This window comes from Pararcticibacter amylolyticus (assembly GCF_003130405.1).
Taxonomy (GTDB): domain Bacteria; phylum Bacteroidota; class Bacteroidia; order Sphingobacteriales; family Sphingobacteriaceae; genus Arcticibacter; species Arcticibacter amylolyticus.
This window is the reverse complement of record NZ_QEAS01000003.1, coordinates 348,052-372,384: the sequence shown is the minus strand read 5'-3', so window position 1 is coordinate 372,384 and position 24,333 is coordinate 348,052. Positions and strand designations below refer to the sequence as shown.

Genomic DNA, 24,333 nt, shown 5'->3' with positions numbered 1-24,333 from the left:
CTATAATACAGATACCCTTTTTATGATTGTTTCGTTTCCTGCGATTACGCGGATGAAATAGTATCCGCTGTTAAGCTTGGTAGTAATAGCAAAGCTGTGATTCTGCTCTCCTGCGGGAAGGCGTTGAGAGAGGAGGGTTGCTATCTCGTTTCCGAGTACATCCATTACCTTAACTGTTACGTTGGCATCTTTACTGAGGGAATAAGAGATATTGATCTGATCTTCCACCGGGTTGGGGAATACCTTGACGTTGCTTAAAGCTTTCACATCCTGCCCGGCAGTTTTTTGAGGCCCGCCGGCAGATGCTGGCGCTGAAGCCGGAGATGAAGAAGCTGCAGATGATGTTCTTGTACTAATAGGCTTAAACGGAGTTATGTTGATCTTTAGCTCGTTCCTGGTTGGCCTGTCCGGCCGTGTGTCGGTTATTTTGCTAGCCGGCTTTGGCTGAAGCCTTCTTATAGAATCCATAGTTTCATTTCTGAGCACTAGTATGCTCTTGCTGTCGAAGGCTCTGGCGCCCAGCAGTATAAAATAAAACGAAATAGCTAACAGGTAAAATTTTTTCATCCTTTATCTCCTCAACAAAGCTAATAATTTAAATACGATTAATGGTATCTGGTAAGTTTATTTAACAAAATTTAACAAAGATATAGCAAGCCGTCCGGGAATTTAACAAAGTACTTGATTTTCAGTTTTAAATAAAAAATAAAAACTACTGATAATCATGGTTGTTTAATTGTCTGGCATCTCTTACTTTTGTGCCCGGTTTAAAAAAATAGCGTGGCAAATCATAAAGATCTTCATAAGCTCTCCGCTGCAGGCCTGCTGATTAGTTTGGGAATTATTTATGGAGATATCGGGACCTCTCCCTTATACGTTTTTAAAGCAATCATCGGTGAGCGGCTGATCACGCCGGATCTGATATTAGGCGGTCTGTCCTGTATATTCTGGACATTAACATTACAAACTACAGTCAAATATGTACTGATAACCTTAAGGGCTGATAATAAGGGCGAAGGAGGTATATTCTCCTTGTTTTCCCTGGTGAGGCGCAGAGCCCGCTGGCTTGTTATTCCAGCTATGATAGGGGGATGTGCACTATTGGCAGACGGGATCATTACACCGCCGATTACTGTTTCCTCGGCAATTGAAGGACTTGGAACAAAATATCCGGGTTTACCAACAGTGCCAATCGTTGTTGCGATCATTACAATCCTTTTTGTCATTCAGCAGTTTGGTACATCGCTGGTAGGTAAAGCTTTCGGCCCGATCATGTTTATCTGGTTTACCATGATGGGGGTGCTCGGATTAGGGTATGTGGTGGAATATCCGGCTATCGTCAAGGCCGTGAATCCTTATTATGCATGGCAGTTGCTTACTACATCTCCCGATGCTTTCATTATCCTGGGCGCAGTATTTTTATGTACTACAGGAGCTGAAGCCTTATATTCTGATTTGGGGCATTGCGGCCGCGAAAACATCCGGGTTAGCTGGATCTATGTTAAAACCTGTCTTGTATTAAATTACCTTGGACAAGGCGTCTGGTTATGGCAGAGGCAGGGTACAACATTGAACACCGACATCAACGAAAATCCTTTTTACCAGATTATGCCGGGATGGTTCCTGATTTTTGGGATCGCCATTGCAACTGCAGCTGCCATTATTGCCAGTCAGGCTCTGATTTCAGGATCTTTCACATTAATATCGGAAGCTGTGAGGCTCAACTTGTGGCCTAAAGTCAGGATAAATTACCCCACCAATCAGAAAGGCCAGTTGTATGTTCCTTCGATGAACTGGTTATTGCTGGGGGGCTGTATCCTGGTGATGCTGATTTTTCATGAATCTGCCAGAATGGAAGCGGCCTACGGGCTGTCTATAACCGTAGCGATGTTGATGACGACTATTTTAGTCGCGATATTCCTCAGGCGGATGAAGATCCCTCTATACCTGATCGGTATTTTTATGACGGTTTATTGCGTTATTGAACTTACCTTTCTGCTGGGCAACATGGCTAAATTTACACACGGAGGATGGTTCAGTTTGCTGATTGGTACCTTCCTCTTTTCTGTGATGTGGGCCTGGTCTAATGCCAGGAAGATTAAAAACAGGTATGTGAAGTTTGTTGAAATTGAGGATTATTACGAGATAATCAGCGAACTGAGCGAGGATCAAACTGTTCCCAAGTATTCCTCACAACTTGTTTATCTTACCAGTGCCAATTTCAAGTCGGAAATAGAGTCGAAGATCATGTACTCCATTTTGCAGAAGCAGCCAAAGAGGGCCGACCTTTACTGGCTGGTCCACGTGGATGTTACCGACGAGCCTTATACCCTCGAGTATAAAGTTGATTTTCTGGTACCTGAGAAGTTGATTCGTATTGATTTCAGGCTTGGCTTCCGTGTTGAGCAGCGGATTAATATCCTCTTCCGCATGGTAGTAGAGGAGTTGGTCAGAAAAGGAGAAGTGGATATTACCAGTAAATATCCTTCACTAAATAAACATAAAATAGTCGGCGATTTTAAATTTGTTGTTCTGGAAAAAGTGCTTTCCCGTTCTAATAAGTTACAGTTTATGGAGCGCTTTATCATGGCCTATTATTTTGTCCTCAAAAAACTGGGGCTTTCTGAGGAAAGGGGGTTCGGCCTTGATTTAAGTTTTGTTACGGTAGAGAAAGTTCCGCTTATTGTGTCTACCGGGGATGAAATTACCTTGAAGAGGATTAAATAGCTTTACTAAAAGGGCAATTCCGGATCTGGAATTGCCCTTTTAGTAAAGGATATCCGAAAGTCCGCATGATTCGGACAATAGAAAAGATTGCTAAGTGTTTTATTATTAACGGAATAGGGTCTGTATTCTTCAACAGGATACTTATTTAATCCGGTTATTTATTTTGAAACCCTATTACTCTCCGCCGGAGTAAGAAGGCAGTAACGAGTAAGCAGCATAAAGAAAGATTGATACGCTAAATACAGCATCCAAAAGAGAAAAGAACGCCGTAAAACCTTTGTGCTGAACAGGAATAATTATCCTTCAGATCTTAGATTCAGCTTGCTGTTCTTGTAACTATATCCGAAATACACAATAAGGCCTAAACCGAGCCATATCAGGAAGCGGAGCCAGTTGGTGTAACCCAGTTCAGTCATCAGGTAAAAGCAGCTTAAAAGCCCCATAACAGGGATAAGAGACAGTTTTTTAACCACACATAATACAGCGATGACGGAGGAGAGGATGATAAACAGAAAATAGGGGAGATTGTCCTTGTAGGTGTGCCAGTCTCCTGAGTATTTAAAGAGCCCTGCCAGCGGTTCTCTGAACACCACAACAGCGGCAATTAATAAGGCCGGAACGATATATCTTGAGTTAATATATGGAATGCGGAACCTGCCCCTGGTTGGTTCTGTATCCTTATCGAGAACCAGGACTCCCCCGCAGACCAGTACAAATGCGAATAGTGTACCGATGCTTGTCAGGTCGGTTACTTCAGTCAGATTCATAAAGAGGGCCGGTACTGCAACTACTATTCCGGTAACGATGGTTGAAAAACCAGGAGTCTTATGTTTGGGATGTATCCTTGAAAATGCCTTTGGCAGCAGGCCGTCCCTGCTCATGCTCATCCAGATACGCGGTTGCCCCATCTGAAAGATGAGCAATACGCTGGCTGTGGCGATGACAGCACTTACCGAAATGATATAGCTGATCTCGTTTAATCCAACGTGTTTAAATACAAAGGCCAGGGGATCTCCCACTGCAAGCTCTTTATAATTTACCATACCGGTAAGTACCAGCGCAATGAGGATATAGAGAATAGTGCAGATGATGAGCGAATAAATCATACCTCTGGGCAGGTCGCGCTGGGGGTTTTTGCATTCTTCTGCTGTTGTGGAAATTGCGTCGAAACCGATATAAGCGAAGAATACACCTGACACGCCCCGCATGACACCTTTAAATCCGTTAGGCATAAAGGGATCCCAGTTGGCCGGCGTAATGTAGAAGAAGCCGAGAATAATGACTCCGATGACAATTCCTATCTTCAGGATAACCATGGCATTGGTTGCTCTTTTCGTTTCCCTGATGCCGATATATACAAGATAAGTAATCGCAATCACAATAGCCAGTGCCGGAATATCTGCAATAAGTTTAATATTACCCCAGCCTGGTGCAGTTGACCATGCAGCTGCCTGATGTTGAAGCTGCGAGGTGATTTCTGCGGTATTGCCGCTGCTTGTTAACTCCTGTATTTTTTCGTACCCCCGGGATGCCGAGAGGTAATCCATGGTAAGATACTCCGGAATATGAATATGGAAACCTTCAAGAAGATTTGTGAAATACTGGCTCCAGGAGATTGCCACGGCAATATTCCCGATGGCATATTCCATTAATAAGTCCCAGCCTATAATCCAGGCAATGAGTTCGCCGAAAGACGCATAGGCATAAGTATAAGCACTGCCAGAGACCGGAATCCTTGAAGCGAATTCAGCATAGCACATTGCCGAAAAACCACAAGTGACGGCTGTGATGATAAAAAGTAATGTTACTCCGGGACCTCCGTGAAATGAAGCTTCGCCGATTGTTGAGAATATTCCGGCACCGATGACTGCCGCAATTCCCATAAATGTAAGGTCTCTTACTCCTAATACCTGTTTAAGTCCTGAATGCCCGCTTTCTTTGCTTTCACCATCACTAAAACCGCTCTGAACATCCGACAGGATACTCGAAAGGGGCTTCCTGCGGAAGTAGTTTTTCAACATGCCAATTATTGATCTGTTTCTTGTTTTTCGAGGCCAAACATAAAGAATATTTGAAGATAAATAAAAAATGACAGCTAAAAAGTATCCGATTTGCAAATGAGTGAATCCTTAATACTTTTTAGCTATCATTTATCAGGACAATATTAGTTTTTTTATTGCCTTCGCTTCTTTTTGCGGAGAATGATAATTATAATAATGATTACTAAAAGGAGAACGCCTCCGCCGATCAGCAGAGTATTGCTCCCCGAAGCACTTTTTCCGGTTGTGTTTTCCGGGCTGGTGAACTGGCTTGATAAGCCGATATCGGGCGGGATCGTAATAGACTTAAAAAACGTCCTGCTTTCTTCCTCTGCATAGCCGGCATGGATCTCCTTGTAGAGGAACTGGAAGGTATACGTTGCATTGTTGACATGCAGGATCCGGATGTGCCTGAACTGTTTGCCACTTCCACTGTCTACTTCCAGCGTGAATTCTCTTACACGAAGCTTATTCAGGATCGTGTCTTTTTCATCCCTGACCGTCCCCTTGGAAGTTGAGCTGATCCGTTTAACGAAATCACTGTAATAACTGTCGAGTTGTTTTTTCTTTTCAATATCAGGGGTACTTGCCGGGTTATCGGGCTGCTTTGTAATGATAATGTTCCCGAATGATGACTTCGCGTTTATAAGTGTTTGCCCTAAGGTATCTTTCTTTTCATAGCCGGGCGGCAGGGCGATCTGAACAGAGTCATCGATAGTCATTGCTTTCCATTCCTGGGCAACTGTTGCCAAAGAAGAGAGTATAAATGTGTATATCAGAATTAACTTTTTCATTCCCTTTTAACCCGGATTAAGGGAAAAAGGTTTGAATACAGGGGAAGGACGAGGGTGGATGTTATGATTATGAGCGGTGAATCAGGCTTTTAAAGGATGAGCCGGGTTATGAACGATTACGCAGTTCATACCCCAGCTCATCATTCATTCTTTTACCCGTTATTGTCCAGTGCATCCAGTTCTGAGTGGACAAATTCTGCCAGTTCTTTTACATACTCGGTGCTGAAATCGAATTTAATACCGGCAGTTTCATAGATCTCCCTGATCGTTTTGGTATAGCCAAGCTTCAGGGCGGCTTTATATTTTTCAAGACCCTCTGACGGGTTCTCCCGGTAATTCTTCCATACGGCAATAGCGCCCAGCTGCGCTATCGCATACTCGATGTAATAGAACGGAACTTCAAAAATGTGAAGCTGTTTTTGCCAGAGGTTTTCAAGGGCTTCTTCGTAACCGGTCCAGTCGGCAAAATTAAGCCCAAAAGGCTTGAATATCTGTACCCAGGCCTCGCGTCTCTGTTCAGCTGTATGGTCGGGATTAGTGTAGATCCAGTGCTGAAACTGATCGACCACAGCTACCCAGGGCAAGGTTTTTAATACATCTTTTAACTGGTCTTTCTTTGCACGGGTAAGATCCTCCTGGTTGTCGAAAAAGATATCCCACCGGTCCATGGAGATCAGTTCCATACTCATAGAAGCCAGTTCAGCCACTTCTGACGGAAGGTGTTTGAAGTCGTTCAGTTCAAGCCCGGAAGATATGAAAGTATGAACGGCATGCCCGCCTTCGTGCACCATAGTGGTCAGGTCCCGGAAGGTATTTGCCGAATTCATAAAGATAAAGGGAGCACCGGTTTCCGCAAGCGGATAATTATATCCCCCGGGCGCTTTACCCTTACGGCTTTCCACATCAAACAGGTTATTTGCCTGCATGATGCTAAGGCTTTCGCCAAGGTAAGGATCCAATCCCTTAAAGCACTCGATGGATTTCTGAATCAGTTCAGCGCCGGTAGTGAATGGTTTTAAAGCCGGTTTACCGGAGATGTCTACGTCCATATCCCAGGGCTTCAATGCCTCAAGTCCCAGGGCCACCTGTCTCTTCCTCGCTTGTTCCTGAAGGATAGGCACCACTTCCCGCTCAATCGCCTCGTGGAATTTATAGCAATCATGGGGCGTGTAATCAAAACGGCCAAGGGCACGGAACATGTAGTCCCTGAAGTTTTCGAAACCGGCATTCAGAGCGACCTGGTGACGAAGCTTTAATAATTCGTTGAACAGTTCGTCTAACTGATCCTTATCCTGCAATCTTCTTTTCGATATTGCATCCCAGGCCTTTTCCCGCAGGAGACGGTCGGGATTCTTCAGAAACACCGATGCCTGTTCCAGTGTGTATTCTTTATCGTCAATGGTAACAGACATTGCTCCTGTGATAGACTGATACCTTTGCTGTGTAACCTGTATTTGGGTAAGAAGAGGAACGTTTTCTTCCCTGAACAGATCAAGAGCTGTCCTGATGCTTCTGATCAGGACGAAATACTTATCCTGGTCAAGTTGTTCTGTAAGCGGGCTGTCTATAAATTTCTTATTGAGCTCGTTGGCTAAAGGTGCTATCTTAGGTTCTATTTCCATTGCAAAGTACTGGAAATTTTTGAGCAGCTCTTCATTTCCTGTGTCACAGGTCATTCTGATGTAGCGCCATGCAAAATCTTCCTCCAGTACAGCTTCCAGCTCGCTGCGGTTTTGCAGCCAGCGTTCAAGATCAGGGACAGATTGTATTTCTCTTGCCTGAAGCTCCTTAAACAGTGGTTCAATATTTTCCCATTTTATTTCGAGGTTCTCGGGAACGTAAGTTCTTGGTTTCTTTTTAATGATCATGATCCTTTCAGATTTGATTAATTCTTTGCTAAGTTAAACCAAATTCGGGTCATGTTGTTGTCAAACTCCTTTACGTTTATAAAATAGCATCCTACCTGAAAAAAACATCGAGCAGAAAGAACAGTGCAAAGATGACTGATGCAATGCCATTGGTTGTGCCAAAAGCCAGGCCTACCTTGCTCAGGTCATCAGGTTTGACAAGGCTATGCTGATAGATCAGGAGACCCGTAAAAAAGACCACACCAGCAATATAAAATCCTCCCAGAGTGGTAAAGAACAAAGGTAAGATTACAAAAATTACACTAAAGAGGTGCAGAACCGACGAAACGGTAAGAGCCTTTTTTCTTCCAAGCCAGGCTGGTATGGAATATAATTTTTGCTGTCGGTCAAATTCGTCATCCTGCAATGCGTAAATAATATCAAAACCACTAACCCAGCAAACAACGGCAAGAGAGAAAAAGACGGGTAGTAAATCGAATTTGCCGGTGACAACCAGGTAAGCGCCAAGCGGAGCAAGTCCAAGTCCCACTCCCAGGATCAGATGACAAAGAGGAGTGAATCTTTTGGTGAAACTATATCCAAGCACTACTGCCAGTGCGACCGGTGACAGATAAAAGCAAACGGGATTGATAAACCAGGTGGTAAAAATGAAGAGGGTGCAATTGATCAGAGTGAAAAGCAATGCATTCTTCGCTGGTATCCTTCCTGCGGGAATATCTCTCAAAGCAGTTCTCGGGTTTTTAGAATCGAAATTCCGGTCGAGATACCGGTTGAAAGCCATCGCAGAATTCCGGGCGAAAACCATACAAAGGATCATGAACACCAGCTTCATCCAGTCAAATGAATTCTCTGTTGTACTGAGTGCGAGGAAGAAGCCTATAAAGGCGAAGGGCATCGCAAAGATAGTATGTGCAAAAAGTACCAGCGATAAATATTTCTTCATCCGAAAGCTAAATAAGTTGAAAGTGGGGGGGAATGTACAATTAGAAGCCTGTTAAACCGGGGTTGGAGGATTGAAATTTTTATTCACGCCATCAATAAAATCAAGAATTTCTTCGCGGCCCTCTTTGGTTTCGGAGGAGGTGACAAACAGAGGAGGGATCTCTTCGAAATATTTCAAAAGTGCCTTTTTGAAGGCGTCGACTGCGTGGGTTGTTTTGATTTTTGATTGTTTGTCCGCCTTAGTGAAGGCAAGGACAAACGGGATGCCGTTCTCTCCCAGCCAGAAGCAAAAATCGAGGTCAGCCTTTTGGGGGTCGATCCTGCTGTCGATCAGGACAAAAACGCACTGAAGATTTTCCCGGTTCCTGAGATAGTAGCGGATAAAGCGCTCCCATTCTTCACGGGTTTTTTGCGATACCCTGGCATATCCGTAGCCGGGAAGATCCACTATGTACCAGTTTTCGTTAATCAGAAAATGGTTAATAAGCTGAGTCTTGCCGGGGGTTTGAGATGTTTTTGCCAGTCCCTTTTTGGCCGTAAGGGCATTAATGAGTGACGACTTTCCAACATTAGACCTGCCAATGAAGGCATACTCCGGTAAAACAGGAGGAGGTAATTTCTCAGTCCTGGTATTACTGCACTTAAACTCGGCGGATTGTATCTGCATTTCCGCAAAGGTATAAAATTGATTCAGTATATCATCTGCCCTCTGCCGCAACTGTCAGGCTTCACCTTTTTTCTGCTGATATTCGCTGGGAGACATCCCGAATTGCTTGCTAAAGTTCCTGCCGAAATGTGTTTGCGAGCTATAACCCACCATATCAGCTATTTCATAGATCTTGTAGCTGCCTTCGAGGAGAAGCTCAGCAGCTTTCTTTAAGCGGGTCACATTTACGAGCTCGTTTGGTGTAAGATTAGAAATGGCTTTAATTTTCCTGTATAAAGTAGGTCTGCTCATATTCATAAAGGCAGCCAGATGCTCAACATCCAGATTGATATTGGACAGATTCTTATAAATGATCTCGTTCAGTTTTTCCAGGAAGCTTTCATCTGCTTTTGAATAAGCCATCGTCCGGATATGAACATTAGGAGAGCTTGCAAAATAGTTTCTTATCTTATTTCTGTTAGAGAGCAGATTAGCAATCTGAGCCTGAAGGTATTCGGGAGAAAAAGGCTTTTCTATATAGGCATCGGCTCCCAGTTCAAGGCCTTCGATTTTAGATTGCAGCGTGTTTTTGGCCGTCAGCAGGATCACTGGTACATGGCAATATTCAAAATTTGATTTTATGGTGCTGCACAGCTCAAATCCATCCATTTCGGGCATCATCACATCACTGACAACCAGCTGAACCGATTCCTTCAATAAAATATCAAGGGCTTCTTTCCCGTCAAACGCGGTGACGACAGTGTATTTTTCTTCCAGATCGTCTGCAAGGAAGTCGAGGATATCTTCATTGTCATCTACCAGTAATACAGTGGGTTTTTCAGAAGTACTTTTAAGTTCCGTCATGAGTGTCTACATTAGCCGCGGCTTATAACTGCACCGGCAAATATAAGGTAAATACATTCATGTTATTTTCCGGTAAATCCAATATCAATGTTCCGTTCATTAATTCGGCGAGAGAGCGCGAAAGCGTAAGCCCCAGGCCGGTACCCGATTGTTTCCTGTTGCCTTTTATCCTGTAGAATGTTTCAAATACTTTGTCTTTCAATTCCTGTGGAATGATGGCACCATCGCTCTTCACCTTTATGACGATTCCTTCGGGGGACTGCTGAGTGCGGAAAGATACCATGACCTTCTGATCACAGTATTTAATAGCATTCGAAATCAGGTTGCTTAATATTTTGTTGAGCGCTTCCGCATCTATACTAAGAATTACGGCGGGATCCGGAAGGTCTAGCTCAAAACGAATATTCTGCTGCTCGGCAGTGGGTTGGAACACCTGGTGAAGTTCTTTAAGAAGCTGGCTTATATCCATTGGCTGGAAGTTAAGACTAAAGCTATTCGTTTCGACCTGTCTGAAGTCGAGCAACTGGGTAGCGAGCTCAAGAAGCCGTGCGGTATTGCGCTCCATGATCCGGAGGTTTCTTTCGATGGCGGGAACTTCTTCCACGCGTTTCATAACCTTCTCCAAAGGTCCCTTTATTAATGTCAGAGGAGTCCGTATTTCATGTGCAACATTTGTAAAGAAGTCTATTTTCGCCTGGTAAACCTCTTTTTCTTTTTGATAGGTAAGCATTTCCAGCTTTCTTTTATTTCTTGCCCTTATCTTGTTGTGGTACTGCTTTACAGTTAGCCAGGTTAAAAGTAAAACCGCAACAGTATAACCCGCCCGCGCAATTCCTGTGTCCCACCATGGCGGAAGGATGATAATAGCAAGCTTTCTGTCCATTTTGTTCCAAACACCGCTGCTGTTTGATGCTGTCACCCTAAAGAGATAATCCCCCGGCGAAAGATCCGTAAAATATGCCTGCCGGTTAGTTTTGAGATGCGTCCATTTGGAGTCCAGCCCCTCCAGCTTATAAGCATATTCTGTCATCTCGGGAGCCGTATAGGTAAGGGCAGCAAATTTGATACTGAAAGTAGATTGGTTGTAAGGAAGAATAATCGTGTCGGTAAAGAGCATCGATTTTTTCAGTAAAGAGTGTTTAGTATCGATCGTGAGTTCTTTATTATCTACCTCAAATCCAGTGACGTATACGGGAGGGATAAATGTGTTCCTGGTAAATGAGTCGGGATTAAAGCGTATCAGTCCTCTGACGCTTCCAAAATAGAGATAGCCAGTAACCGTGTCTTTAAACGCAGAACTATAGTTAAACTGGTTATTGAGAAGTCCGCTGGATTTGGTGAACACATTGATCGCTTTAGTATAAGGATTGAAACATACCAGACCCCCCGAAGTGCTGATCCAGAGATTTTTACGGGAATCTTCCAGTATCTCGAAGAGAAAGTCACTTGGAAAGCCGTCCTTCGTGCTATACCGGGTGAAGGTTTGACCATTCTTATCGAGCATGCATAAACCTTCACCCTCGGTTCCCATCCAGATTGTTTTGTCTGAAGCTTCAAAGATGCAGTTCACCCTGTTGCTGCTGAGACTGTTACTTCGCTTCGGATCATGCTGGATCAGGCGTACTTTACCGGTTTTCTGTTCAATTACGAAGACACCTTCCCTTAATGTGCTAAGCCAGATGTTCCCGGAACTATCCTCCGTAATACTGTTAATAAAAGGCTGGAACCCATCGCCCAGGGTAATCTGGCCGAACTGGTTTGTTTGAGGATTGAATGTTTGAAGCCCGCTTGATGTTCCTACATACATTACTCCCCGTCTGCTTTTTCCGAAGGTTGTAATAAAATTGCTTTTTAAGGAGCCGCGGGTATCGCCTGCCTCAAAGTGTTTTATGATCTTGCTGGTGTTCAGGTCCATGACATCCAGGCCATGTTCGTAGGTACCAATGTATAATTTCTGTGAGTCGACTAGTAAACCATGGATATTGTTGTAAGAAAGGTTGGTTTTATCACCGGCGGATAAGAAATGCTTAAACGTGGCGTTAGCCGGATCGAATTTGTTTAATCCGGCATCCTCTGTCCCGATCCAGATATTGCCTTTTCCGTCAGAACAGATTTCCCTTACGGCGGAACCGCTGATAGAGGTTGCACCATTATCCGGGAAGTATTTTTCGAAAAGATTATATTGTTTGGGAAAGTAGTTTAGTCCTCCGAAAAAAGTCCCCGCCCATATTCCTCCTTCGCGCTCCTTACATAAAGTATACACTGCGTTATCTGATAGCGAGTATGGATTATTGTGATCTTTTACCAGATTTTCAAAGGTCCTGGTCTTCAGATCATAAATAAAAAGCCCCACTTCTGTTGCGATCCAGTAACGGCCTTCTTTATCATGTATGAAATCTCTTACATATACCGGTGTTTTGTTTTTGTTGTAAAGCGGGAGATCCTCGTATGTGTTATTTCGCCTGTTAAACAGTTTTAGTCCCTGGGCTGAGGTGCCTGCGAACAGGAACTTGTCATTTACCGGAAATATTCTGGTAACCATCCTGGAGGTTGTAAATGAAGAGTGGGTATAAAGGTCGGAGATATGCAGTTTGCTTTTTCCGGGTACAAGCCTGCATAGTTTTCCGGAAAAGGTACCTGCCCATACGGTACCACAGCTATCCACAACCAGGGTGGTAATATCGGGATGGTTTTTAGACTGGTAAAGACGCAGATGGTTGGTGGAGGGGAAATAACAATAGATAGCAGAGCGGGCACTAAACCAGATGTTGCCGTCCGAAGATGCGTTCAAATTCGTGATGGTCATGTTTTTGGTCTGCTTAATCTGTAAAAACGATTCCGTCACGGCGTCATACTGGTATAATCCGTTTTCTGTTCCGGCCCATATAATGCCCTTTTTATCCTCACAGAGACTAATAACAAAACCGTTTCCAATACTGCCTTTCCTGCTTTTGTCAGGTCTGAACACCTTAAATGAATATCCATCGAATCTGTTCAGCCCGTCGATCGTACCAAACCAGAGAAAACCATGCCTGTCCTGCAGCGAGCAGTACACAGTGTTGGTAGAAAGGCCGCTTTCAACTTCATAGCGTTTGAAATAATAAGGCTGAGCCGTTACACACCCTGTAAGAAGGATGAGAGTTATAAAGGTGAATAATTGTTTCCCGTTCAAAGCGGTTCTAAAAATAGGTTTATAATGACAAAAAAGAAAATGGAAACGAAGGCCGGCTTTATGATGACGTTGCGGAGAGGATGCTGCCGGCAGGAATTACCTGGCCGGGATTGCCACAGTGGGCTTAGCTTTTATTTCTTCCCCAAGTTGAATACCTTCGTTACATTTAAGTATTTGTAACAATTTACAGGGGATATGCCTGTATGAGACGAAATGGATAGTAATTGAGACGTTTTAACTAGACAGGGCAGAGAAATCCGTTTATTTTCGCAAGAATAAAGAATGCCGGAGCCGTGGTGCCATACTTCCGGTGCTATTTAAACTAACACACCAATCATAAAAAGATTACACACACTCTGATGAAACTGAAGTATTTATTTGTTCTCTTCTTCATTGGCAGGATTGCTAATGCCCAAACCCACAATCTTGTACAATATGTGAACACTTTGCAGGGAACCAATTCGAAGCACGAACTGACAAGAGGAAATACCTATCCCACCACAGCACTTCCGTTTGGAATGAATACCTGGACTCCACAGACAGGCCGGAACGGCGACGGGTGGAAGTATCAGTATTTTAAGGAGACGATCCGCGGATTTCAGCAGGCCCATCAGTGCAGTTCATGGAGCAATGATTACGCAGTATTTTCGTTCATGCCGGTTACTGGTACGCTGAAGGTGAATGAAGATGAGCGGGCTGCCGCCTTCAGTCATAAGAACGAAATTGCTAAACCTCATTATTATAAGGTGAAACTGGATAACGGTATTACCACAGAGATGGCACCTACTGAACGTGGCGCTCATCTTCGGTTCAGCTTTCCAAAAGGAGGTAAGAGCTATATTGTTCTTGATGGATATACCAAAATGAGTATGGTGAAAATCATTCCATCTGAAAGAAAGATCATCGGATATGTGAATAACGGGCATTATGTACCTCAAAACTTCAGGAACTATTTCGTAGTGGTTTTCGACAAACCGATCAAATCATACGGCACCTGGGATAATGCGAGTAACACGATAGCCGCCGGAACCAGCGAAAAAGAAGGAAAAGGAGCGGGGGCATTTATTGAATTTAAGGAAGGGGAGGTTGTGCAGGCGAAGGTTGCCTCTTCTTATATAAGCCATGAGCAGGCCGGGATTACGCTGAAAAGAGAGCTTGGCGGTTTTAAAAAGCTCGAAGCCACCCGCGATGCGGCAGCGAAAGTTTGGAATGATCATCTGGGCCGCATCCTGGTAGAGGGGGGAACAGAGGAAGAGAAGGCAACCTTTTATTCATGCTTCTTCAGAGCAAGCCTTTTTTCGCGCCAGTTCTTCGAATATGATAAAGATGGAAAGCCATATTATTACAGCGCTTACGACGGAAAGGTCTATCCGGGATATATGTTTACCGACACCGGCTTCTGGGACACCTTCCGGGGTCAGTTTCCTTTAACTGCACTTCTTCATCCTACTATGCAGGGCCGCTATATGCAGGCCATGCTGGCGGCATATGATCAATGCGGCTGGCTGCCTTCCTGGTCTTTCCCTGGTGAAGGGGGGAGCATGATCGGTAACCATGCCATTTCACTATTTGCTGATGCGTGGGCAAAGGGCATCAGGACGTTCGATCCGAAAAAAGCGCTTGAGGCATATCTGCATGAAGCTACAAACAAAGGTCCCTGGGGGCCGGCAAATGGTCGTCACGGCTGGAAAGAATATTATCAGCTGGGATACGTGCCCTATCCCGAATATGGAGAAGCTACAGCCAAAACCCTGGAATATGCTTACGATGATTTTTGCGGCTATCAGCTTGCTAAAGAAACAGGCCAGCCTTTTTACGAAAAGATCTTCGAACGCCAGATGTTCAACTACCGGAACGTGTATGACCCTGCCACCCGCTTTATGAGAGGTAAAAATAGTAAGGGGGAGTGGAAAAATAACTTTGATCCTGTAGAGTGGGGCGGTCCCTATACCGAGGGAAATGCATGGCATTGGCAATGGTCGGTTTTTCATGACATTCAGGGGCTCATTAAATTAATGGGAGGAGAAGCAAATTTTACAGCGAAGCTCGATTCGGTGTTTTCGGAGCCTAACCGCGTAAATCCCGGAACTTACGGAGATATGATCCATGAGATGACGGAGATGGTGATGGCTAATATGGGGCAATACGCACACGGAAATCAACCTATCCAGCACATGGTGTATCTGTATAATTATGCAGGACAGCCATGGAAATCCCAATATCACGCCAGGCAGGTAATGAGCAGGCTTTACAATTCAACTGAAAACGGTTACCCGGGTGACGAGGATCAGGGGCAAACATCTTCCTGGTACGTCCTGAGTGCTCTGGGCTTCTACAGCGTTTGTCCGGGAACCGACCAGTACGTAATAGGCAGTCCCGTATTCAGAAAGACCACTATTACCATGGAAGACGGGAAGAAATTTGTTATTCAGGCTAATGACAACAGTTCGGATAATGTATATATAGGATCAGCTACGCTGAACGGAAAAGCCTATACACCAACTTTCCTGCGGTATTCTGATATTGTAAAAGGAGGAAAGCTTGAATTTAATATGCAAGACAAGCCGGCTACAGGCATAAAGTTAAGCGATTCGGATAAGCCATTTTCACTTTCCGGCGGAGCCGTTCTTAAATAGCAGAAAGAAATATTCAGTGAAAATATGGAACATTTATTATTTTGCTAAATCGTTTTATAATATTCGTACTTTTAGGATTTTCCGGATTGTACAGATGCCCGGAATTCTGAATGACAATACAATAAAGACATAAAATTACAAACAACAATTATGAACACTTTCAAACACACACTTTTTAAGTATTCTTTTCTTATCTTTTTGTTCATTACGGGAACATCTGAGAGCTTTTCTCAAATTAAAAAGGCTCCTGCTTATCCGCTTATAACACATGATCCTTATTTTAGTATCTGGTCTACGACTGATGAGCTGAGCTCATCTCCTACAAAACACTGGACAGGTACAGATCAATCGCTGATAGGTCTGGTTAGTGTAGACGGGAAAGTATACCGCTTTTTAGGTAAGCAGGAAACTTTTTACGAGAGCCTGGTACCAACTTCGGAAGAAGCGAAATATTCCACTAAATATACAGAAAGTACTCCCGGAGAAGGCTGGTCGCAATCCGGATTTGATGACAGCCAGTGGAAAACCGGAACCGGATCTTTCGGAGACAACAATGATGCAGGAACATCCTGGACAGGAAGAGACCTTTGGATGAGACGGAAGTTCAATCTGGGGGATATAAGTTCTAAGAAATTGTATCTGAAAATAATGCATGATGATAATGTTGAAGTGTATCTGAACGGACAAAGGATATATGATCATAAGGGGTGGAACCATAAGTTCGAATACAAAGATGCTGACACTAAAATACGGAAGGCGTTAAAAAAAGGAGAGAACGTCCTGGCTGTCCATATCGCCAATACTGCAGGCGGACAATGGCTGGATGCAGGTATTGCTCAGGAAAAAGAATTGAAGACGACAGCCGGAATAACGCTTGCCCGGCAGAAAAGTGTCGAAGTAACGGCTACCCGGACCATCTACCAATTTGCATGTGGTAACACTGATCTTACCCTGACTTTTACAAGTCCGCTTCTGATGGACAACCTTTCATTGATGGCAAGACCTGTTTCGTATATTTCCTGTAAGGTAAAATCTACAGACGGGCGCCCGCATAATGTGAAACTTTACCTGGGAGCTTCTACTGATATTGCTGTAAACTCCCCGGGGCAGGAGGTTTCGGTAACTAAATATACAAACGGTGGGTCATCGATATTAAAAGCAGGGACGGTTAGTCAGCCTGTGCTTAAGACAAAAGGAGACGACGTGAGGATTGACTGGGGATATATGTATGTCGCTGTTCCTTCATCATCAAAGGCTGTTCAGTATGTCAGCGGAAGTGATCTTGCCCTGGTATCCTTCCTTTCCGGGCAAACGTCTGCTCCTGCCGTGAAGTCCGGCAGACGGCTGGTTCTGAATACTGTTATTCCATTTGGTCAGGTAAGCGGTACAGCTAAAGAGCAATTTGTGATGCTGGCTTATGATGATATTTATTCAGTGCAATATTTTGGGCAGAACCTGAGACCCTGGTGGAACCAGGATGGAAAGCAAACGATTGAAAAACAAATCGCCCTTGCTTCCTCTGAATACAAAAGTGTGCTTGCAAGATGTGAAGCATTTGACAAGAAAATGTATGCTGATGCGCTAAAAGCCGGAGGTCAGAAATACGCAGACCTGTGTGTACTGGGGTATCGCCAGGCTATCTCTGCTCATAAACTGGTTAAGAGCCCTGAAGGGGAGATCTTATTCCTCTCAAAGGAGAACTTCAGCAACGGTTCTATTAATACGGTCGATGTAACCTATCCTTCTGCTCCTTTATTCCTGGTGTACAATCCGGATTTGCTGAAGGGAATGTTAAACGGGATCTTTTACTACAGTGAAAGCGGTAAGTGGAAGAAACCTTTTGCTGCTCATGATCTTGGAACTTATCCTCTGGCGAATGGTCAGACATACGGGGAAGATATGCCGGTTGAAGAATCAGGAAATATGATCATTCTTACAGCCGCAATTGCAAAAGCAGAAGGGAATGCAGAATATGCAAAGAAGCACTGGCCAACGCTTTCCGTGTGGGCTGATTATCTGCTGAAAGAAGGATTTGACCCGGCAAACCAGTTGTGTACGGATGACTTTGCCGGTCACCTTGCCAGAAATGCAAACCTTTCAGTAAAAGCGATAGTAGCTCTTGGCTGTTATGCAAAGCTGGCTGAGCAGACGGGAGAAAGTACAACGGCGGCTAAATTCAGAACAGCAGCTGAAGGGATGGTACCCCGCTGGCAGGAACTTTCGGCGGATGGCGACCACTATACTCTTGCTTTTGAGAATAAGGGGACATGGAGCCAGAAGTACAACCTGGTATGGGACAAGCTTCTCGGCTTAAATTTGTTCCCCAAAGAGGTGTATCGGAAAGAGATTAAATTCTATCTCAATAAACAGAATACATACGGCCTCCCGCTTGACAGCAGAAAGACCTACACCAAATCCGACTGGATCATCTGGACATCAGTGCTTGCCGAAGATCAGAAAGATTTTGAGGCCCTCGTTGCGCCGGTATATAAATATGCTGTAGAAACCACTTCGCGGGTTCCGATAAGCGACTGGCACGAAACAACGGACGGCAAACAGGTTGGTTTTCAGGCACGGAGTGTGGTGGGAGGGTATTTTATTAAAATGCTTGAAAAGAAATAAAGCCATGAACATTCTAACAGTGATGCGTGAAATCAGACGCATCATTGTTATTACGATGATAGTAAGTCCAAAGTGGGCAGGCAGGGGCTCTTTTACAGCGATCAGTGCTATAAATGAGACGAATCAGAGAAATAATGATACGATTTAAACCAAGAAAACCTTTTTATTTGCACTGTACGAAAAACTAACTCTATTATGCCCGTGCTCATTTGGCTTTTTGCCGGTTTTCAAATGAACAAGCTATGTGTCTCTTTCATTTTTCCTTCTGAAAGAAAATCACAGGATGTGCGCCGCGCTTCGGCTCCTCTCTATCGCCGCAACACACACTCATACACAAGGATATATGAATAACTTTTCAAAAAGGGCTGCAATCGGGGTATCATTACTTCTGCTGTGCTCGTCTGTACAGCCCGGACTGGCACAAAGCCGTATTAAAACAGAGGTCGTCTCAAAGCCTGAGACATCGGAAGTGAACAAGTTTTATATGAACAACCGCGCACCTTTATTAAAGCAGCCGTTCATGAAACTGCCTGTTACATCGTTCAAACCGGGTGGGTGGCTTAAAAAAGCATTGGTTCTTCAGCGTGAGGGATTAACGGGCAACCTGGGAGAGATCAGTATCTGGCTTTCAAAGGAAGATAATGCCTGGCTGAATAAGGAGGGAAAGGGGAAATATGGATGGGAAGAGTTGCCCTACTGGCTGAAGGGGTATGCTAATATCGGGTATATGCTAAATGATCCTAAAATGATCAGCGACGCGAAGTTCTGGATTGAGGCAGTGCTCAGCAATCAAAGGGATAACGGAGATTTTGGCCCTGATGTTGAAAAGGGTAAAGGGAAAAGGGATCTCTGGACGAACATGCCGATGATCTGGTGCCTGCAATCTTATTATGAATATTCCGGTGACAAGCGCGTAATTGATTTTATGACGAAATATTTCAAATGGCAGTTGTCTGTTCCCGACAGCTTATTTTTGGAAGATTACTGGGAAAACAGCCGGGGGGGCGATAATCTGTACAGCGTATTCTGGCTGTATAATATAACAGGAGATAAATGGCTGCTTGATCTTGCAGCGAAAACGGACCGGAACACGGCTAACTGGAGGCAGGCGGACAATTTGCCCAACTGGCACAATGTCAATATCGCGGAATGCTTCCGCGAACCGGCTCAGTACTATTTGCTAAGTCATGATGTAAAGGACCTTAACGCTTCCTATAACAACTTTAAGCTGATCAGGGAGATCTATGGACATGTGCCAGGCGGAATGTTCGGAGCTGACGAAAATGCCAGGAAAGGATATGATGATCCCCGGCAGGCCACCGAAACCTGCGGGTTTGTAGAGCAGATGACCTCAGACCAGATGATGTTACGGTCTACCGGCGATCCATACTGGGCTGATAATTGTGAAGACATTGCATTCAATAGTTTTCCGGCGGCATTTATGCCCGACTATAAAGCTCTCCGGTATCTTACTGCACCTAACATGGTGATCAGTGACAGCAAGAACCATCATCCGGGCATTGATAACTCGGGGCCCTTTCTGATGATGAATCCTTTCAGCAGCCGTTGCTGCCAGCATAATCATGCTGCAGGGTGGGTATACTACGCGGAAAACAGCTGGATGGCTACTCCCGACAGGGGGCTGGCGGCTCAGTTATACGCGCAGGGAGACGTGACAGCAAAAGTAGGAGATGGAAAGGAAGTTACATTATCTGCTGTCACGAAATATCCTTTTGAAGAGTCTGTGGAACTCACGGTCAGGACTGCTTCTGATGTCAGCTTCCCGCTTTACCTGAGAATTCCGTCATGGTGCAGGCAGGCTTCTGTAAAATTGAACGGAAAGGCGATAGCGGTAAAGGCTGAATCCGGACAGTATGTGAAGATCTCCAATTTATGGAAGAATGGCGATAAGATAAGTTTGACGCTGCCGATGCAGCTGAAGGTTCGTACCTGGGAAAAGAACAAGAACAGCGTCAGCGTGAATTACGGCCCTCTTACTTATTCCCTCAATATAAAAGAGAATTATATTAAGAAGGATAGTAAGGAAACTGCAATCGGAGATTCGGGCTGGCAGGAAAAAGCGGATCCTGCAAAATGGCCTTCTTTCGAGATACATCCTGCTTCCGACTGGAACTTCGGTCTTGTCATTAATACTGCAAATCCGGAAACATCATTTAAGGTTCAAAAGCGGGCATGGCCATCAGATGATAATCCGTTTACGAATCAAACAGCCCCGATCCAAATTGTCGCGACCGGAAGGAAGCTGCCCGACTGGAAAATTGATGAGCATGGCCTGGTGTCCGTTCTGCCTCAAAGTCCGGTAAGGGTAAATACTGAAAAAGTGAAGCTTACCCTAGTCCCGATGGGAGGTTCAAGGCTGAGAATATCCTCATTCCCGGTTGTTAATTAAAAAATATCGCAATCTTATAATATTGAACTCAATGAAACGAATTTTTCTTACCCCTCTTCTTCTCCTGTGCTGTCAGATTTCTCTTTTACACGCCCAGAGTACCGGATGGCGTCCTGTGCCCGGCAAAATTTCCACAAAGTGGAGTGAACAGGTCAATCCTTCAGCTGTGCTGCCTGAATATCCAAGACCTCAGTTTGTAAGACCCAACTGGATGAACCTGAATGGTCTCTGGAATTATTCGGTCAATGCGAAAAGTTCGGCCCGGCCTTCTTCATACCAGGGGAAGATACTTGTTCCTTTTGCAATAGAGTCATCCTTGTCAGGAGTGGGGAGGAATGTGGGAAAAGATAGTACGCTTTGGTACCAGACAAGCTTTACTCCCCAGCCCTCCATGAAGGGAAACAGGGTCCTGCTTCATTTTGGCGGGGTCGACTGGGAAACAGAAGTGTTTGTAAACGGAAAGAGGGTGGGCACTCACCAGGGCGGAAATGATCCGTTCTCTTTTGACGTTACATCTTTTCTTAAAGGCAGCGGTAAACAGGACCTCGTGGTAAGAGTATGGGACCCGACAGACCAGGGGCCGCAGCCGAGAGGCAAGCAGGTAAGGAAGCCTGAAGGAATCTGGTACACCCCGGCTACAGGTATCTGGCAGACTGTCTGGCTCGAAGCGGTTCCTCAGACTTACATCTCTGCTGTGAGGCAGACTCCCGATCTTGACAGGAAGACTCTTTCTGTGCAGGCTGTGGTGACGGCTTCGAAGCCGGGAGACCTTTTTAGGATTTCTGCATGGGACGGGCAGGCAAAGATTGCCGAAGCTGAGGTAAACGCAGGTGCGGAAGCTGTTCTTACTATTAATAATCCGAAGGAGTGGTCGCCTTCAAATCCTTTTTTATATGACCTGCGTTTTTCTGTTGTGAGAAACGGAAAGGTAGTGGATGAGGCAAAAAGTTATTTTGCCATGCGCAAGATCTCCCTCGGAAAGGATGCCAACGGAATCCAGAGAATGCTTCTGAATAATAAGTTCGTTTTTCAGTACGGACCTCTTGACCAGGGCTGGTGGCCTGACGGATTATATACCGCTCCAACAGATGAAGCGTTGAAATTTGATATTGAGAAAACGGTGGATATGGGCTTTAATATGATCAGAAAGCATATTAAAGTAGAGCCTGCCCGCTGGTATTATCATTGTGATAAAATGGGGGTAATGGTCTGGCAGGATATGCCGAGCGGCGATTTGGGGAACAGGTGGGATTCGCGTCCGGGGGTATTTGGCCGGGCAAATGAAAAGCAACGTTCAAAGGAATCTGAAGGATACTACCGGAAAGAGTGGAATGCTATTATTGATGCCTTATATAACTATCCATCAATCGTTGTCTGGACACCTTTTAATGAAGCCTGGGGGCAGTTTAAAACAGTGGAAATCACTGAATGGACCATAAAAAAGGATCCTTCACGCCTTATAAACAGTGCGAGCGGTGGAAACTTTTATCAAACGGGGCATATAGTTGACCTGCATACTTATCCGGAACCTGCTATGCCCGATCCTCAGCTTTTTGGAAAAGAAAGGGCACTTGTGTTAGGAGAGTTTGGTGGCCTGGGCCTGCCTGTAAACGGGCATGTATGGCAGCAAAAGGACAACTGGGGCTACCAGAGCTTTAAGAACGCTGACGATCTGTTTAAAAGGTATTCTGAATTCATGGATGACCTGGAGTCATTAATTAAGTCCGGTTTATCGGCCGCAGTTTACACACAGACAACCGACGTGGAGGTGGAAACGAACGGATTGATGACCTACGACAGGAAAGTAATAAAGGTTCCTGAATCAAAATTGAAGTCAGTAACGCAAAAGTTGTATAATCCTTCATTGGTAAAGATGCAGGGAAAATAGGGGAAGGATACGGTCTGAAAAAGAGATACTTCGGAGACGCCTCGTAAGCAGGCGTCTCTTTTTTTGCAGTGATATTTAATTGTTTTTTTGACATTTAAATAAATGATTTTATCTTTAAAGCGTTATCTGAGGATAAACCATTAACTAATAACCATTAAAACCACGTTCATGAAGAAATCCCTTCTTTTTCTCATTGTTCTTTTCTTTATCCCTTTTGTTCGTTCGGCCGCCCAGGGTACAGTTATGCTGAATCTGAATGCTGCCGGAGCTAAGGATACAATAAGCAGGCATATCTACGGGCACTTTTCAGAACATCTCGGAAGGTGTATTTATGATGGATTCTGGGTAGATCCTGGTTTAAATATTCCTAAACAGGACCGGATCAGGATGGATGTTGTGAACGCACTTAAAAAGATCAATATTCCGAATCTTCGCTGGCCGGGAGGTTGTTTTGCCGATGAATACCACTGGAGGGACGGGATCGGGCCGCGGGATCAGCGCCCCAAGATGGTCAATACCAACTGGGGGGGAGTAACGGAAGACAATAGTTTTGGTACGCATGAGTTTATGGAGCTGTGCAGCCTGCTGAACTGCGAGCCTTATATTGCAGGGAACGTTGGCAGCGGAACTGTTGAGGAGATGGCAAAATGGGTGGAGTATTTCAACTTTGACGGGATAAGTCCGATGGCAAATCTCCGCAAGCAGAACGGGAGGGAAAAACCCTGGAAAGTAACTTTCTGGGGAGTCGGAAATGAAAGCTGGGGATGCGGGGGGAATATGACCCCGGAGTTTTATTCTGATCTTTATAAGAGATATGCGACTTATGCGAGGGACTATCCCGGATCGCCATTAAAAAAGATTGCCAGTGGCGCCAGTGACTGGAATACCAACTGGACAGAGGTGATGATGAAGAATGTGCCTGCCGGCCAGATGTGGGGCTTGTCTTTACATTATTATACCATCCCGACCGGAAAATGGAGCCATAAGGGTTCCGCGACTCAATTCGATGAGAAAGAATATTTCAGTACCATGAAGAATTGCCTCGCCATGGATGAAATAGTGAAACGGCATTCTGCGGTCATGGACAAATATGATCCTAAGAAAAAGGTTGCCCTTGTGGTAGATGAGTGGGGGGTATGGACTGATGTTGAGCCTGGCACCAATCCAGGGTTTCTTTATCAGCAAAATACGATGAGGGATGCTTTGATCGCCGGATCAACCTTAAATATTTTTAACAATCATTGTGAAAGAGTGAAGATTGCGAGCCTGGCTCAAACGATTAACGTGCTTCAGGCCCTGATCCTGACAGAAAAGGAAAAGATGCTTCTTACTCCGACTTACCATGTATTTGATCTGTATAAGGCTCATATGGATGCGAGACTGATACCAGTGCAGTTTACGAGTCCTGATTATGTGTCGGGAGATGAAAAGATCCCGGCAGTGAATGTATCGGCGTCACTTGATTCAAAAGGAGTGATCCATATTTCCCTTGTAAATGTGGACCCCTCGAAGAAGATAACAGTTTCATCTATACTCGACGGAACAAAATGGAGCGGTGTCAGCGGGCAAATCGTTACTTCTCCAAAGTTTAATGATTATAACAGCTTTGATAACGCTAATAAAATAACCTCTTCGAAGTTTACAGCTGCGAAAAAGAATGGAAACAAGCTGACTGTGGAGCTGCCTCCTTTATCTGTGGTAATGCTGGAACTTAAATAAATACTT

The 24,333-nt window shown here is 44.6% G+C and carries 15 protein-coding genes; 7 read left to right on the top strand and 8 right to left on the bottom strand.

Going from position 1 to position 24,333, the window contains the following annotated elements; genetic code table 11:
* Positions 1 to 567 carry a T9SS type A sorting domain-containing protein gene (locus DDR33_RS05835; RefSeq protein WP_109414811.1) on the bottom strand — a complete coding sequence of 189 codons (567 nt, stop codon included), beginning with the start codon at positions 565 to 567 and terminating at the stop codon, positions 1 to 3.
* A 213-nt stretch (positions 568 to 780) separates the two neighbouring features.
* Here DDR33_RS05835 and DDR33_RS05830 point away from each other — a divergent pair, with 213 nt between their 5' ends.
* Entirely contained in the window at positions 781 to 2,727 is a 1,947-nt protein-coding gene (locus DDR33_RS05830) for a KUP/HAK/KT family potassium transporter (RefSeq protein ID WP_109414810.1), read from the top strand.
* Positions 2,728 to 3,023: 296 nt separating this feature from the next.
* On the opposite strand, the gene DDR33_RS05825 is transcribed toward DDR33_RS05830, so the two are convergent.
* The 7 genes from DDR33_RS05825 to DDR33_RS05795 all read right to left on the bottom strand — a co-directional run bounded on the left by DDR33_RS05825 (position 3,024) and on the right by DDR33_RS05795 (position 13,052).
* Entirely contained in the window at positions 3,024 to 4,748 is a 1,725-nt protein-coding gene (locus tag DDR33_RS05825) for an APC family permease (RefSeq protein WP_109414809.1), read from the bottom strand.
* A 152-nt stretch (positions 4,749 to 4,900) separates the two neighbouring features.
* Entirely contained in the window at positions 4,901 to 5,560 is a 660-nt protein-coding gene (locus DDR33_RS05820) for a GGIII-like transmembrane region-containing protein (RefSeq protein ID WP_109414808.1), read from the bottom strand.
* 152 nt (positions 5,561 to 5,712) lie between these two features.
* Positions 5,713 to 7,428, bottom strand: coding sequence for a M3 family oligoendopeptidase (locus DDR33_RS05815; protein ID WP_109414807.1), 1,716 nt, complete (start codon positions 7,426 to 7,428; stop codon positions 5,713 to 5,715).
* A 91-nt stretch (positions 7,429 to 7,519) separates the two neighbouring features.
* Positions 7,520 to 8,371: a UbiA-like polyprenyltransferase gene (locus DDR33_RS05810; RefSeq protein ID WP_109414806.1), complete on the bottom strand. Its 852-nt coding sequence runs from the start codon at positions 8,369 to 8,371 to the stop codon at positions 7,520 to 7,522.
* Between the two features lie 51 nt (positions 8,372 to 8,422).
* Complete coding sequence (yihA, locus tag DDR33_RS05805; RefSeq protein ID WP_109414805.1) at positions 8,423 to 9,037, bottom strand: ribosome biogenesis GTP-binding protein YihA/YsxC; 615 nt, start codon at positions 9,035 to 9,037, stop codon at positions 8,423 to 8,425.
* Positions 9,038 to 9,091: 54 nt separating this feature from the next.
* Positions 9,092 to 9,880 (bottom strand): response regulator, encoded by a 789-nt coding sequence (locus DDR33_RS05800; protein WP_109414804.1) that lies wholly within the window; start codon positions 9,878 to 9,880, stop codon positions 9,092 to 9,094.
* A 22-nt stretch (positions 9,881 to 9,902) separates the two neighbouring features.
* Positions 9,903 to 13,052 (bottom strand): ligand-binding sensor domain-containing protein, encoded by a 3,150-nt coding sequence (locus DDR33_RS05795; RefSeq protein ID WP_109414803.1) that lies wholly within the window; start codon positions 13,050 to 13,052, stop codon positions 9,903 to 9,905.
* A 359-nt stretch (positions 13,053 to 13,411) separates the two neighbouring features.
* On the opposite strand from DDR33_RS05795, the gene DDR33_RS05790 reads away from it, so the two are divergent.
* From DDR33_RS05790 to DDR33_RS05770, 6 genes are all read left to right on the top strand, one after another.
* Positions 13,412 to 15,688 carry a GH92 family glycosyl hydrolase gene (locus DDR33_RS05790; RefSeq protein WP_109414802.1) on the top strand — a complete coding sequence of 759 codons (2,277 nt, stop codon included), beginning with the start codon at positions 13,412 to 13,414 and terminating at the stop codon, positions 15,686 to 15,688.
* 150 nt (positions 15,689 to 15,838) lie between these two features.
* Positions 15,839 to 18,310 (top strand): glutaminase family protein, encoded by a 2,472-nt coding sequence (locus DDR33_RS05785; RefSeq protein ID WP_109414801.1) that lies wholly within the window; start codon positions 15,839 to 15,841, stop codon positions 18,308 to 18,310.
* A gap of 4 nt (positions 18,311 to 18,314) precedes the next feature.
* On the top strand, positions 18,315 to 18,458 hold the full coding sequence (locus DDR33_RS25735) for a hypothetical protein (RefSeq protein ID WP_158280645.1): 144 nt from the start codon (positions 18,315 to 18,317) through the stop codon (positions 18,456 to 18,458).
* A 195-nt stretch (positions 18,459 to 18,653) separates the two neighbouring features.
* The gene (locus DDR33_RS05780) at positions 18,654 to 20,720 is read left to right on the top strand and encodes a beta-L-arabinofuranosidase domain-containing protein (protein ID WP_109414853.1); all 2,067 of its coding nucleotides are present in this window, start codon (positions 18,654 to 18,656) and stop codon (positions 20,718 to 20,720) included.
* A 31-nt stretch (positions 20,721 to 20,751) separates the two neighbouring features.
* Complete coding sequence (locus DDR33_RS05775; RefSeq protein WP_109414800.1) at positions 20,752 to 22,608, top strand: glycoside hydrolase family 2 protein; 1,857 nt, start codon at positions 20,752 to 20,754, stop codon at positions 22,606 to 22,608.
* 168 nt (positions 22,609 to 22,776) lie between these two features.
* A complete protein-coding gene (locus DDR33_RS05770) occupies positions 22,777 to 24,327 on the top strand; it encodes an alpha-N-arabinofuranosidase (RefSeq protein WP_109414799.1) in 1,551 nt (516 codons plus the stop codon).
* Positions 24,328 to 24,333: the final 6 nt, after the last annotated feature.

Bases quoted from the DNA above. Each gene is read 5' to 3' on its own strand.
- DDR33_RS05780 (WP_109414853.1), top strand. From the start codon at position 18,654: ATGAATAACTTTTCAAAAAGGGCTGCAATCGGGGTATCATTACTTCTG.
- DDR33_RS05825 (WP_109414809.1), bottom strand. From the start codon at position 4,748: ATGTTGAAAAACTACTTCCGCAGGAAGCCCCTTTCGAGTATCCTGTCG.
- DDR33_RS05785 (WP_109414801.1), top strand. From the start codon at position 15,839: ATGAACACTTTCAAACACACACTTTTTAAGTATTCTTTTCTTATCTTT.
- DDR33_RS05800 (WP_109414804.1), bottom strand. From the start codon at position 9,880: ATGACGGAACTTAAAAGTACTTCTGAAAAACCCACTGTATTACTGGTA.
- DDR33_RS05775 (WP_109414800.1), top strand. From the start codon at position 20,752: ATGAAACGAATTTTTCTTACCCCTCTTCTTCTCCTGTGCTGTCAGATT.
- DDR33_RS25735 (WP_158280645.1), top strand. From the start codon at position 18,315: ATGAACATTCTAACAGTGATGCGTGAAATCAGACGCATCATTGTTATT.
- DDR33_RS05810 (WP_109414806.1), bottom strand. From the start codon at position 8,371: ATGAAGAAATATTTATCGCTGGTACTTTTTGCACATACTATCTTTGCG.
- DDR33_RS05770 (WP_109414799.1), top strand. From the start codon at position 22,777: ATGAAGAAATCCCTTCTTTTTCTCATTGTTCTTTTCTTTATCCCTTTT.
- DDR33_RS05820 (WP_109414808.1), bottom strand. From the start codon at position 5,560: ATGAAAAAGTTAATTCTGATATACACATTTATACTCTCTTCTTTGGCA.
- DDR33_RS05815 (WP_109414807.1), bottom strand. From the start codon at position 7,428: ATGATCATTAAAAAGAAACCAAGAACTTACGTTCCCGAGAACCTCGAA.
- DDR33_RS05790 (WP_109414802.1), top strand. From the start codon at position 13,412: ATGAAACTGAAGTATTTATTTGTTCTCTTCTTCATTGGCAGGATTGCT.
- yihA (WP_109414805.1), bottom strand. From the start codon at position 9,037: ATGCAGATACAATCCGCCGAGTTTAAGTGCAGTAATACCAGGACTGAG.
- DDR33_RS05835 (WP_109414811.1), bottom strand. From the start codon at position 567: ATGAAAAAATTTTACCTGTTAGCTATTTCGTTTTATTTTATACTGCTG.